General features: G+C 70.8%; 13 protein-coding genes. 7 read left to right on the top strand and 6 right to left on the bottom strand.

Annotated elements, in window-relative coordinates; all coding sequences use genetic code 11:
- A partial coding sequence (locus tag ACH4VX_RS18365; protein ID WP_398368413.1) for an alpha/beta hydrolase occupies nucleotides 1–440 on the bottom strand: 440 nt, incomplete at its 3' end.
- Nucleotides 441–547: 107 nt separating this feature from the next.
- On the opposite strand from ACH4VX_RS18365, the gene ACH4VX_RS18360 reads away from it, so the two are divergent.
- A complete protein-coding gene (locus ACH4VX_RS18360; RefSeq protein WP_398368412.1) occupies nucleotides 548–1,183 on the top strand; it encodes a TetR/AcrR family transcriptional regulator in 636 nt (211 codons plus the stop codon).
- 440 nt (nucleotides 1,184–1,623) lie between these two features.
- The gene (locus ACH4VX_RS18355; RefSeq protein WP_398368411.1) at nucleotides 1,624–2,229 is read left to right on the top strand and encodes a dihydrofolate reductase family protein; all 606 of its coding nucleotides are present in this window, start codon (nucleotides 1,624–1,626) and stop codon (nucleotides 2,227–2,229) included.
- Nucleotides 2,230–2,333: 104 nt separating this feature from the next.
- Here the strand turns inward: ACH4VX_RS18355 and ACH4VX_RS18350 are convergent, their stop codons facing one another.
- Complete coding sequence (locus tag ACH4VX_RS18350; RefSeq protein ID WP_398368410.1) at nucleotides 2,334–2,699, bottom strand: hypothetical protein; 366 nt, start codon at nucleotides 2,697–2,699, stop codon at nucleotides 2,334–2,336.
- 121 nt (nucleotides 2,700–2,820) lie between these two features.
- Here ACH4VX_RS18350 and ACH4VX_RS18345 point away from each other — a divergent pair, with 121 nt between their 5' ends.
- The 4 genes from ACH4VX_RS18345 (at nucleotide 2,821) to ACH4VX_RS18330 (ending at nucleotide 5,870) form a co-directional block, all read left to right on the top strand.
- A complete protein-coding gene (locus tag ACH4VX_RS18345; RefSeq protein WP_398368409.1) occupies nucleotides 2,821–3,072 on the top strand; it encodes a hypothetical protein in 252 nt (83 codons plus the stop codon).
- Nucleotides 3,073–3,184: 112 nt separating this feature from the next.
- Nucleotides 3,185–3,349: a hypothetical protein gene (locus ACH4VX_RS18340; RefSeq protein WP_398368408.1), complete on the top strand. Its 165-nt coding sequence runs from the start codon at nucleotides 3,185–3,187 to the stop codon at nucleotides 3,347–3,349.
- A 122-nt stretch (nucleotides 3,350–3,471) separates the two neighbouring features.
- Nucleotides 3,472–3,837 (top strand): PH domain-containing protein, encoded by a 366-nt coding sequence (locus tag ACH4VX_RS18335; protein ID WP_398368407.1) that lies wholly within the window; start codon nucleotides 3,472–3,474, stop codon nucleotides 3,835–3,837.
- A 98-nt stretch (nucleotides 3,838–3,935) separates the two neighbouring features.
- A complete protein-coding gene (locus ACH4VX_RS18330; RefSeq protein WP_398368406.1) occupies nucleotides 3,936–5,870 on the top strand; it encodes a glycosyltransferase family 2 protein in 1,935 nt (644 codons plus the stop codon).
- 73 nt (nucleotides 5,871–5,943) lie between these two features.
- Here the strand turns inward: ACH4VX_RS18330 and aspS are convergent, their stop codons facing one another.
- Complete coding sequence (gene aspS / locus ACH4VX_RS18325) at nucleotides 5,944–7,707, bottom strand: aspartate--tRNA ligase (protein ID WP_398368405.1); 1,764 nt, start codon at nucleotides 7,705–7,707, stop codon at nucleotides 5,944–5,946.
- Between the two features lie 144 nt (nucleotides 7,708–7,851).
- Here aspS and ACH4VX_RS18320 point away from each other — a divergent pair, with 144 nt between their 5' ends.
- On the top strand, nucleotides 7,852–9,975 hold the full coding sequence (locus ACH4VX_RS18320) for a SpoIIE family protein phosphatase (RefSeq protein ID WP_398368404.1): 2,124 nt from the start codon (nucleotides 7,852–7,854) through the stop codon (nucleotides 9,973–9,975).
- Between the two features lie 18 nt (nucleotides 9,976–9,993).
- Here the strand turns inward: ACH4VX_RS18320 and ACH4VX_RS18315 are convergent, their stop codons facing one another.
- From ACH4VX_RS18315 to ACH4VX_RS18305, 3 genes are all read right to left on the bottom strand, one after another.
- On the bottom strand, nucleotides 9,994–10,626 hold the full coding sequence (locus tag ACH4VX_RS18315; protein ID WP_398368403.1) for a sulfurtransferase TusA family protein: 633 nt from the start codon (nucleotides 10,624–10,626) through the stop codon (nucleotides 9,994–9,996).
- A gap of 91 nt (nucleotides 10,627–10,717) precedes the next feature.
- Complete coding sequence (locus tag ACH4VX_RS18310; RefSeq protein ID WP_398368402.1) at nucleotides 10,718–11,710, bottom strand: pirin family protein; 993 nt, start codon at nucleotides 11,708–11,710, stop codon at nucleotides 10,718–10,720.
- Between the two features lie 138 nt (nucleotides 11,711–11,848).
- Nucleotides 11,849–12,316, bottom strand: coding sequence for an SseB family protein (locus ACH4VX_RS18305; protein WP_398368401.1), 468 nt, complete (start codon nucleotides 12,314–12,316; stop codon nucleotides 11,849–11,851).
- Between the last annotated feature and the right edge of the window lie 72 nt (nucleotides 12,317–12,388).

Below are 12,388 nucleotides of genomic sequence, written 5' to 3'. Positions count from 1 at the left end.
CCGAAGCCGGCGGCGTTGTCCGCGACCCAGGTCAGCGCGGCGTAGGCGTCGTCGACCGCGGCCGGGAAGCGGTGCTCTGGTGCCAGCCGGTAGTCCACGGAGACCACGATCGTGCCGGAGCGGCCGGCCACGGTGCGGGCGATGTTGTCCTGGGTGTCCAGATCGCCGAAGACCCACCCGCCGCCGTGGAAGAAAAGCGTCACGGGCAGCGGCCCGGCGTTCGGCTCGGTGACGGGCCGGTAGATACGGACGGGTATGTCGCGGCCGCCGCCGACGGCCGTGGTGTCCCGGACGTCGGCGACCGGTACGGGAGCACCGGCCAGGCCGCCGAAGGCGCGTCCGAACGCGCGGTTCTCCGCCACCGTCAAGGTCTCGGGGGCCGGTCCGCCTCCTGAAGCCACTTGCTTGAGCAGGGTCTCGATCTGGGGGTCGAGGGACATGACGCTCGCCTATCTGCAGAGACGGCCATCCGGTGTGGAATGACCTTTCCAGGATCATCGGAGGCGCGTAATTGGAATGTCAATTCCAACTTGGGTAGTGTGGGCACATGAGCGCACCGGTGAGGGCCGAAGAGCCGAAGAAGCAGCGGCTCACCAAGGGCGGCCGCAAGACCCGCGAACGCATCATCGAGACCGCTGCGGAACTGATGTTCCACCGCGGCGCGGGGGGCACGAGCATCCCGGACATCCAGGCGGCCGCCGGGGTCAGCGCGTCGCAGATCTACCACTACTTCGGCGACAAGCAGGGCTTGGTCCTGGCGGTCATCGACCACCAGACGGACACCCAACTCGACCGGCAGCGTCCGCTGCTGGACAGCCTGGACAGCATCGAGGCCCTGCGCGAGTGGTGCGACCGGGCAGGGAGCAGACAGGACGCCAGGGGATGCGAAGGCGGCTGCGAGATCGGCTCGCTCGCCAGCGAGCTCGCCGACAGCGATCAGTCCGCGCGGGCCGGCCTCGTCGCCGCCTTCGACCGGTGGGAAGGACCCATCAGGTCGGGACTCGCACGCATGCAGGCACGCGGCGAGCTGCACGAGAGTGCCGATACCGCCGCGCTCGCCACCGCACTGCTGGCCGCCATCCAGGGCGGCATGCTGCTGTCCCAGGTCCGCCGGTCGAGCACCGCCTACCGGCAGGCCGTGTCAGCGGTGATCGACCACATCGAGAGCCATCTCGTCCGGTAGCGGCTCGAGTGCCTCAACTCACCGCTTCAGTTCGCGCTTCGACCGCCGGCTCGAACTCCAGCAGCAATGCGGCACAGTAGATGGTCGTCATGCCGCGGAGTGAGCGCCTGGCCGCCCGTCGTCGCCTGCCGGCACTCCAACGCTGCATCAAGGGCGCCGCAGGCTGCATGGTCGACTCGATCTCTCGACGACCGTTCGCGGGTGGGGCCGGGCTGGGGCTCCGGCGGAACCCAAACCGCCGTTCCCCATCGCGTGGAGATCACGACCCGACTGCGTGCACAGTGCAATCGTGTAGGGCCCCAGACCCTCCGAAGCAGTGCCGTTCCGCCGACCTGGTCGGCTGCGGCGTCATGGGTTTTCTCGTCACTCCACAGCCCGGCCGATGAGTTCGTGGCTCCCGGCCGGTCCAAGCTCGTGACACCCCAGGAAGGGACAGCGCCATGTCGGAGCTTCTCGTCGACTTCATCACCTCCCTCGACGGTTACGCATCGGGAGAGGGATGGCCCGGGTTCTGGGGCCTCGAGGGCCCGGAGTACCTCGCATGGCTCGGCGAGCAGCCCGAGGCCACCTACCTGATGGGAGCGAACACCTACCGCCTGATGTCGGGCTTCGCCGCGGGCGAGGTCCCGGATGGCCAAGAGGAGTTCAGGCCCGAGGAAGAGGCGTCCGTCGACGAGCTCACGCAAGCGTCCAAGGTGGTGTTCTCCTCCTCACTCGAGGAGCCACTGACGTGGGCCAACTCCACGCTCGTCCGCGACGACGCCGTCGAGGCGGTCCGCGCCATGAAGTCGAGTGGCTCGGGGCTCCTCAGCACGATCGGCAGCCTCAGCCTGTGCCGGTCCCTGCTGCGAGCCGGACTCGTCGACCGCTTCCGGGTCGTGATGTTCCCGGTGATCACCGGGGCCACGGGCGAAGAACGCATCTACGACGGCTATCCGGACGTTGCCCTCGAGATGATCGAGCACCGCACCTTCGACGGCCGCATCCAGCTGGTCGAGTACGAGCCCCGCGTGCTCGAGCACCCGCCGCTCGGCGCCCCTGCGTGACCGTCGCCCCGTCCGCCGGTCCGGACGGCCGCCAGGCCGGCGCCGGCGGACGCGGAGCAAGACCTGATAGGGGGCGAACGGCCGACGTCAGGACGCCCGGCCCATCATCGCTGTGCGGCGGGAGCCAGGAAGCGGGGCATCTCGTAGTCCGGGCCGGCCAGTGGGTCGAAGTTCTTGACCTTGAGCGGACAGCGGATGCGGTCCTCGCGGACGTCCGGGGACGACGTGCACCTGCCCTGTGCCTCGATGACCGGACAGCGGCGTGCGCCGCTCCGCCCCGCGTACCCCGACTGCCGGTCGACACCGACCCGGTCCCGCTCCTTGCGGGTCACGTCCAGGTTGGCCGCCGTGGCGAGCTCGCGTGCCCCGGTGTGCCGCCTTACGACGCCGACGGTGGCGCGGAGGCACCCGGCCGTGGCCCGCTGACTCGATCGGGTGAACCTCTCGCATATGCCGAATGCATGAACCATGGGCACGCCAGGCTTGCGCTCATGGTCACAGCACCACACGAGGTCTCCCACCGGCTCTTCCAGGAGCACCCGGAGGCCCTCGCCCCCGTCTTCTCCGACCAGGAAGAACTGGAGGAAGCTGATGCAGGACGTCGTCACCCACTTCCCGGGCCACGGAACGCTCTTCGAGGAGAAGTACCTCGAAGGCAGGGCCGAAGGCGAGGCCAGGGGCGAGGCCAAGGGGATTCTGCGTGTCCTGGAGGTGCGGGGCCTGCCCCTCTCCGACGACGTCCGTGAGCGCATCACCACCTGCACCGACCTCGACCGCCTCAACGACTGGCTCGACCGCTCCGGCACGGTGGAGCGCGCGGAGGACCTGTTCACCGAGAGCTGACGGTCCTGAGGTCCCGGCCACGGCGAAGGGGGCCGTCGGGCGCAGCTCCGCCGGCGCGCCCGTCATCAGGTCCTGCGCGTTGCCGTCGAGCGGGACGGCGATGGTCCCGCCGATGCCGGGCTCGTCGGCGGAGAGCACGACGATGCGGTCCACGCCGGGCGCGCTCGTCGACCGGAAGGCCCGGGAGGCCGGCACCTGGGGCGTCCTGCCCGCCCGCTCGACGGTCGCCGAGGGCGCGGTCCTCTCCCCGCGTCTCGAGGAGAGGCCGACCGCGTAACGCGCTCGCTACAGCAGGGGCCCGGGACGAAGGGAAGCCTTCTCCCGGGCGCTTCCGTTTGCGAAGATCACGTGAAGGCGGCCGATGTCCGGCCGTCATCACTCACGTGGGGGATTTCGACCATGGCACTCTTCGGCAACGCGCACACCGTCGACCCGGCCCAGGCGCAGCAGGACTACGCCCGTCTGCTGGGCCACGGCGAGCAGGTGCACGCCGCGTTCCTGCTGATCCGCGACACCATCCTGTTCACCGACCGCCGCCTGATCATGGTCGACAAGCAGGGCATCACCGGCAAGAAGGTGGAGTACCACTCCGTCCCGTACCGCAGCATCACCCACTTCGCGGTGGAGACGGCCGGCACCTTCGACCTGGACGCCGAACTGAAGATCTGGATCTCGGGCTCCCAGACCCCCATCCAGAAGACCTTCACCAAGGGCGTCGACATCTACGAGGTCCAGGCCATACTCACCCAGTTCGTGGCGCGGTAGCCGCCGGCACGACGCGCACCGACGGCTATCGACGGGCACCGGCGGGCCCGGGAACCACTGTTTCCGGGCCCGGAGACGGGGCGGGTAATGTCCGCAAGATGCCGAGACTCAAGGTCAGCGTCATCGTTCCCGTCCACAACACCGGTCAGTACGTCGACGAGTGCGCGCCGTCGCTGCTCGGGCAGAGCCTGCCGGCGGACGAGTACGAGGTGATCTACGTCGACGACGGGTCGACGGACGACACGCTGGACCGGCTGGAGAAGCTCGCGGCCGGGCACCCGAACGTGCGGGTGTACACCCGGCCCAATTCGGGCTGGCCCGGCGCGCCGCGCAACCTGGGCATGGAGCACGCCGAGGGCGAGTACGTGCAGTTCGTCGACCACGACGACAAGCTCGGGGCCGAGGCCCTGGAGCGGCTGTACGAGCACGCCAGGCGCAACGACGCCGACGTGGTGATCGGCAAGATGTCCAGCACGATGGTCCGCCCCCGACGGCTGTTCCGGCACACGGTGGACGCCTGCACGATCGAGAACGACGAGCTGATGCAGAGCCTGTCGCCGCACAAGATGTTCCGGCGGGTCTTCGTCGAGGAGCACGGGCTGCGGTTCCCGGAAGGGCCGTGGATCCTGGAGGACCTGGCCTTCGTCACCGCCGCCTATCTGAAGGCGGAACGCATCTCCGTCCTCGCCGACTACCCCTGCTACTACTGGATGAAGCGGGACGACGGCGGCAACAACACCCGGCACCGGTTCAACCCGCGGCACGGGTTCTGGCCCAACTGCCGCACCATCGTCCGCCGGATCAAGGACGGCACCGCCCCCTCCGACGACATCGACGCGCTGCAGAACCGGCTGCTGCACCGTCTGTACCACGTGGAGGTCCTCTCCAGGGCCCGGGAGCCCGAGATCCTGCGCGAGGACCGGGCCGAGCAGCTGCCGCGCTTCGAGGCGGCCCGCGCGGTGGCGCTGGAGGAGTTTCCGCCGGCCGTGCGGGAGGGGCTGCCCGGGGTGTCCCGGGTCCGCGCCGAACTGCTGGAGAGCGGTGACTTCGACGGGGCGCGGGCGTTCGCCGAGCACGTCCGCGCGGTGAAGGCACGCGGCGAGGCCGGCCCGCTGCGGTGGGAGGACGGCTGCCTGGTCGCCGACGTCACGCTGGACCTGCAGCGCGGGAACGGCGAGCCGCTGGTCCTGGTCGAGCGGGACGGCAGGTGGTGGCTGGACCCGGAGCTGCTGGACGGCGTGCCGGGCGCCGAGGACGGGTACGAGGTGCGCGATCCGTTCCGGCTGGCGTACGCGGAGATCGTGGTCAAGGACCGGGACCGGGAGGACTGGTGGTACCCGGAGGGTGACCTGGAGGTCCGGCTCGAACCGGCCGGCGACGGACGGTCACGGCCGGTCGCGTCCGGACGGCTGCGCATCGACCCGGAACGGCTGGCCGGCGGCAGGCCCCTGGGACGCGGGGTGTACGACGTGTGGGCGTTCGTCCAGCTGCTGGGCGTCGACCGGATGGTCCGGGTGACCGGTGACGGCGACCCGGGCTCCCCGGCCGCGGGCCCCGCGCTGACCGGTGGACGGCTCGCGCTGCCGTACTGGACGGCCGGCGGCCAGCTCGCCCTCGACCTGGACCAGCGGCAGCGCCGGTTCGGCCCCGACACGGCCGGGGCCGCCGCCGCCAACGACGCGCGCGCCGGACGGTCGCTTCCGCTGCCGTACGTGACGGTGGCGTCCGGTGGCCGGGTGCGCGTCAATGCCTCCGTGTCCGGTCTGACGGTGACCGCCGAGCTGGTTCCCGCCGCCGACGGGACGGCGGTGCGGCTGCGGCTCCCCGACCGCCTCGACCTCGCGGACGGACGCCACCCGGTCACCTTCCCGAAGGCGGACGCCCCGGTCGCGTACGTCGTCGTCGGCGACGGGGAGCTGCTGCGGCTGGAGGGCCCGGCCTACGCGGCCGGCACCGGGCGCCGGCTCCTCGACACGGTCGCCGGCAACCGCCGGGCCCGGCGTGTACGGAGCCGGCTGGGCCGGCGGCGCTGAGCCCTCGCCCGGCCGCGCACGCGGGAAGGGCCCGGAACCGAGGTCGGTTCCGGGCCCTTCGCCGCTGCCGGGGTTACTTGGGCTGCGGCTTGCGCACCGTCAGGTGCAGCTCCTTCAGCCGGGCCTCCTCCAGCTCCGTCGGCGCGCCCATCATCAGGTCCTGGGCGTTGCCGTTGAGCGGGAAGGCGATGGTCTCGCGGATGTTGGGCTCGTCGGCGAGGAGCATGACGATACGGTCGACGCCGGGCGCGATGCCGCCGTGCGGCGGGGCGCCGAAGCGGAACGCGCGGAGCATGCCGGCGAACTTCTCCTCGACCGTCTCACGGTCGTAGCCCGCGATCTCGAACGCCTTGAGCATGATCTCCGGCTCGTGGTTCCGGATCGCACCGGAGGACAGTTCGACGCCGTTGCAGACGATGTCGTACTGCCAACCGAGGATGTCCAGCGGGTCCTGGGTCTCCAGGGCCTCCAGGCCGCCCTGCGGCATCGAGAAGGGGTTGTGCGAGAAGTCGATCGCGCCGGTCTCCTCGTCCTTCTCGTACATCGGGAAGTCGACGATCCAGCAGAAGCGGAAGACGTTCTCCTCGAAGTGGCCGGCGCGCTTGGCGGCCTCGACCCGCACCGCGCCCATGATCTTCGAGACCTCGTCGAACTCGCCCGCGCCGAAGAACACCGCGTGGCCGGCGGCCAGGGAGAGCCGCTTGGTCAGCTCGGCGACGTTCTCCTCGGTGAGGAACTTCGCGATCGGGCCGCTCAGCGAGCCGTCCTCGCCGACGCGCACCCAGGCCAGGCCCTTCGCGCCCTGGGAGACCGCGTAGTCACCGAGCTGGTCGAAGAACTTGCGGGGCTGCCCGGACACGTCCGGCACCGGCAGCGCACGGACGTGCTTGCCCGCGAAGGCCTTGAACTCCGAGCCCTCGAAGACGTCGGTGATGTCGACGAGCTCCAGCTGGGCCCGCAGGTCCGGCTTGTCGGAGCCGTACTTCAGCATCGCCTCGCGGAACGGGATCCGCGGGAACGGGGACGTCACGTGACGGCCGTTGCCGAACTCCTCGAACAGCTCGGTCATGAGCTTCTCGATCGGCTGGAAGACGTCCTCCTGCTCGACGAAGCTCATCTCGACGTCGAGCTGGTAGAACTCGCCCGGCGAGCGGTCCGCGCGGGCGTCCTCGTCACGGAAGCAGGGCGCGATCTGGAAGTAGCGGTCGAAGCCGGAGATCATCAGCAGCTGCTTGAACTGCTGCGGGGCCTGCGGCAGCGCGTAGAACCTGCCGGGGTTCAGGCGCGACGGCACCACGAAGTCACGGGCGCCCTCGGGGGAGGTGGCGCTCAGGATCGGCGTCGCCATCTCGTTGAAGCCCAGCGCCGTCATCTTCTGGCGGATCGCCGAGATGACCGACGTACGCAGCAGGATGTTGCGGTGCATGCGCTCGCGGCGCAGGTCCAGGAAGCGGTACTCCAGGCGCCGCTCCTCGTTGACCCCGTCCTCGGCGTTGATGGTGAAGGGAAGCGGGGCGGCGGCGCCCAGCACCTCGACCGCGGAGACCTCGACCTCGACCTCACCGGTCGGCAGCTCGGCGTTGACGTTCTCCGTGCCGCGCGAGACGACCTTGCCGTCGACGCGGACCACGGTCTCCTTGGAGAGCTTGTCCAGCGCCTCGTACGCCTCGGTGCCCGGGCGGGCCACGAGCTGCGTGATGCCGTAGTGATCGCGCAGATCGATGAAGAGGATGCCGCCCAGGTCGCGCCGATTGTGCAGCCAGCCACTCAGCCGGACGTCGGTACCGACGTCAGAGGCGCGGAGCTCGCCGCAGGTGTGGGACCTGTACCGATGCATCGTCGTTCATCCAGCCTTCGCGGATCGGGGTCGTTGTTTCACGTGAAACTCCCCCAAGCCTACCGGCCGGGCCAAGATCGCTTCTCTGCCCTTACGAGTCGGGCGCGGTGGAACTTTTCGACACCCTCTTCATAAAGTGGTGCAATGCGCACTGGTGAGCCCCTGCCCTCCCTGGGGGACGTCCTCGCCGCCCTCGGCACCGGTCTGTGGCACTGGGACACCGCCGCCGGGCTGGTCACGGTCGACGCCATGACGGCACGGCTGCTCGGGCTGCCCGCCGAGCAGGTCACCCTCACGGAGGCCCAGGTCCGCGCCCGTCTGCACCCCGTCGACTGGAACGAGATCACCGGGGTGGTCCAGCTCGCCGTCGCCGAGGGCACCCTCGCCGAGGTACGGATCCGGATCATGGACGACCAGAAGCGGGTCGTCCGGGTGGTGCGCAGCCGCTCCAAGCCCTCCTTCGACCACGCCCGCAAGGCGTACGTCCTGACCGGCACCCTCCAGGAGGTCACCGAACCGAGGCCGGGCACACCCGCCGGGCGCAGCGCGGTCACCGGTGACTGGCGGCGCTCCCGGGAGGCGTTCCTGCTGGACGCCGGCCGGGCGCTGGCGGAGGCCCGGTCGACGCAGGAGGTGCTGCGGGTCGCGGCCAACCTGTCGATGCCGGGCTTCTCACCGGACGGCCTGGCCGTGTTCGGCGTGGAGGGCGACCACCTCACGATCGTCGGCCACCACGGACACGAGCCCGGTTCCGACCACCCGTTCACCTACATGCCACTGGACACCGACTACCCGGCCGCCGAGGTGGTGCGCACGGGCCGCGCGGTCTACCTCTCCTCCCCGGAGCAGTACGAGACCCGCTACCCGCTCGCCTGGCCGCTCGCCCAGCGCTTCGGACGGCAGTCCTGGGCCTTTCTGCCGCTGACCGCGTCCGGCCGCACGATGGGCGCCTGGCTGGCGGCCTTCACCTACCCGGTCGCCTTCACCCCCGACGAGCGTTCCGTGCTGACCACGGTCGCCCGGATGCTGGCCCAGGCGCTGGCCCGCGCGGGCACCGCCGAGAACGAGCGGGCGCTGAGCGAGGGACTGCAGCGCACGATGCTGCCGAAGCTCGGCCCCGGCATTCCGGGCATGAGCCTCGCCGCCCGCTACGTCCCCACCGGCGGCGGGCTCCAGGTCGGCGGCGACTGGTACGACGTCATCCCGCTGCCCAACGGACGGTTCGCCATGGTCATCGGGGACGTCCAGGGCCACGACGTACGGGCGGCCGGACTGATGGGCCAGCTGCGGATAGCCCTGCGGGCGTACGCCTCGGAGGGGCACCGCCCCGACGCCGTGCTCTCCCGCGCCTCCCGCTTCCTGCACGGGATCGGCGAGGCGGACCCCGCCGATCCCCGCTTCGCGACCTGTCTGTACGTCGAGGTCGACCCGGTGAGCGGAGTGCTGGAGGCCGCCCGCGCCGGGCACCCGGAACCGGTGATCCGCATGGCGGACGGGACGGTGCTGGCCCGGCCGACGGCGGGCGGACTGCCGCTGGGCGTCGACCCGGGCGCCGACTATCCGACCACCCGGTTCGTCCTGGAGTCCGGCGAGACGATGCTGATCTGCACGGACGGGCTGATCGAGACCGGCGGCCACGACCTGGAGACCGGCTGGCAGCGGCTGCGCACCCTCCTCGAGAAGCACGAGGGCGACCAGGAGGAACTGGCCGACACCCTGGTGCAGGCGGTGCACGGCCCCTCCTCGCACCACACCACCGGCCCACTCGCCGACCGACGCGAGGACGACATCGCCATGATGCTGCTGAGCCGGCGGGGCGAGGGATGCGGCCGCGGCGCGGAGACGGACACGGTACGGCCTCCCGTGCGCCGCACGATGCTGACGGTCGCGCAGGCCGAGCCCGAGCGGGTCTCGGTGGCCCGGCAGCAGCTGCGCGAGCTGCTGCACGACTGGTCCTCGCCGGACCAGGTGGACTCGGCGGTGCTGCTGCTGTCGGAGGTGCTCACCAACGTCCTCGTGCACACCGACACGGACGCCCTGCTGCTCGCCGAGGTCATCGACGGGCGGGACGGCCGCCGGATGCGCATCGAGGTCACCGACGCCGGCGACGACCTGCCGCACCTGCGCAGACCGGGCGAGCTGGCGTCCTCCGGACGCGGCCTGGTCCTGATCGAGCTCCTCGCCCACACCTGGGGCGTCGCCCCGCGCGGCACGGGCAAGAGCATCTGGTTCGAGCTGTACGAGACGGAGGGGGCCGGCCCCCGTTGAAAGGGCCGGGCCGGCGGCTCAGCCGGCGAAGGGACTGCCGTGCCCGGGAAGCCGCCCGCCCGGCGGCAGGTACCGCAGCCGCCCCTCCGGGTCGGTCACCGGGGTGAAGCCGGCGGCCCGCAGGAGAGCGGCGTACTTGGCCTCGAACCGCCGGTTGACGGCGAACCCGACCGGGAGGAGGGCCATCACCGCGGCCCAGGCGAGGACGGTGAGAACCACGGTCATGCCGCCCGAGCCGAGTACGAGGCCGACGGGCAGGGCCAGCGGAACGGCGCCGACACCGGCGAGCACGATCCGTTGCCTGTCGGTGTACATGGCGGTGATGTCGAAGGTGATGCGGGCCTTGAGCAGCTCGACCGCCTCGGGCGCGAGGCGCGGCAGCTCACCGCCGTCGGCGGCCCTCGGGTACCGCGACCGGTTCCGCGCCGCCCGCGCGCGGGCCTCGGGAGTGGGGTCGGGCACGATCACGACGACGTACTGCTTGCCCTGCGGCCCGCCGTCCTGCCGTACGTCCGCGTATTCGTAGCCGAACTGCCGGGCCATGGCGGCGGACCGGGCGAGCTTCGTCGTGGTCGCCATGGCGCCGGTGACCCGTACGGGCTCCCCGCTCTCCATCTGCCGCAGCATCTTCCGTATCCGGCGCTCGCCCATCGGTGCCCCGCCCTCTCCTCAGTGATCCGGCCGCGTACGGACATCATCGTGTCCGTACGCGGCCGGGATCACTGCCGGACGCGGGCAGTCCTCAGGCGTCGTCGCTGCCGACCGCGGGTCCGCCCTCGGACATGCCGTGCACCGCCGGGACCGTTCCGAGCCGGCCCTTCTGGAAGTCCTCGAAGGCCTGCTGGAGCTCGTCGCGGGTGTTCATCACGAACGGGCCGTAGTGGGCCATCGGCTCACGGATCGGCTTGCCGCCGAGCAGGACGACCTCCAGGTCCGGGGTGTGGGAGTCCTGCCTCTCGTCCGCGCGGACGGTCAGCGAGGAGCCCGCGCCGAAGACGGCGGTCCGGCCGACGTGGACCGGACGCCGCTCGGCACCGACCGCGCCCCGGCCCGCGAGGACGTACGCCAGACCGTTGAAGTCCTCCCGCCAGGGCAGGGTGATCTCCGCGCCCGGCGCCAGCGTCGCGTGGACCATCGTGATCGGCGTGTGCGTGATGCCGGGACCCTCGTGGCCGTCCAGCTCGCCGGCGATGACGCGCAGCAGCGCGCCGCCGTCGGGGGAGGTGAGCAGCTGGACGCTGCCGCCCCGGATGTCCTGGTAGCGCGGGGCCATCATCTTGTCCTTGGCGGGGAGGTTCACCCACAGCTGGAGTCCGTGGAAGAGCCCGCCGGACATGACGAGCTGCTCCGGCGGCGCCTCGATGTGGAGCAGACCGCTGCCGGCCGTCATCCACTGGGTGTCGCCGTTGGTGATGGTGCCGCCACCGCCGTTGGAGTCCTGGTGGTCGAAGATCCCGTCGATGATGTAGGTGACGGTCTCGAAGCCGCGGTGCGGGTGCCAGGGCGTTCCCTTCGGCTCCCCCGGGGCGTACTCCACCTCGCCCATCTGGTCCATCATGATGAACGGGTCGAGATGGCGGTAGTTGATCCCGGCGAACGCCCGGCGCACCGGGAAGCCCTCGCCCTCGAAACCGCTCGGCGCGGTCGTGACGGTGAGCACGGGGCGTGCCACGGCGTCGGCGGGCGCGGTCACGCGGGGCAGCGTCAACGGGTTCTCGACGGTCACTGCAGGCATGTCGGTACCTCCTCGGGTACGCCCAGTTTAGTTGAGCGTTGAACTTCTTGCCACTCCGAACGAAGAGAGCCCGGAGGACATTCCCTCCGGGCCCGGTCTCAGGAGTGGCGCGGATCAGCCGTCCGCGCGGCGACGGCTTCAGCCGTACATGCGGCGCATCGCGAACTCGACCATCTGCTCCACGGCCTTGGCGTCGAACACCATCCGGTGCTCGCCCTCCATGTCGAGCACGCAGCCGTACCCCGTGGGCAGCAGGTCGATCACCTCGGCGCCGGTGATCACGAAGTACTTGGACTCCTTGCCCGCGTAACGCCGCAGCTCCTTGAGCGAGGTGAACATGGGGATCACCGGCTGCTGGGTGTTGTGCAGGGCGAGGAATCCGGGATTGTCGCCGCGCGGGCAGTAGACCTTGGAGGTGGCGAAGACCTGCTGGAAGTCCTCGGCCGCCATCTGTCCGGTGGTGAACGCGCGCACCGCGTCGGCGAGCGAGGGCGCGGACGGCTCCGGATACAGCGGCGCCTGCTGCCCGTACCCACCCGGCATCTGCTGCTGCTGCGGCGGGACGTAACCCTGCTGCGCCCCCGCGCTCTGGTCGTAGCCGTACATGCCGCACAGACTACTGACCCGGCGGGAGGGCTGCGTCACAGATGTCCGGATCGGGGTTGCTTCTTATTACCG

The sequence above is a fragment of the Streptomyces sp. NPDC020731 genome (assembly GCF_044334705.1).
In the GTDB taxonomy this organism is placed as follows: Bacteria; Actinomycetota; Actinomycetes; order Streptomycetales; family Streptomycetaceae; genus Streptomyces.
Note: the sequence above shows the minus strand (reverse complement) of the source record. Positions and strands in the feature narration are given on the sequence as shown.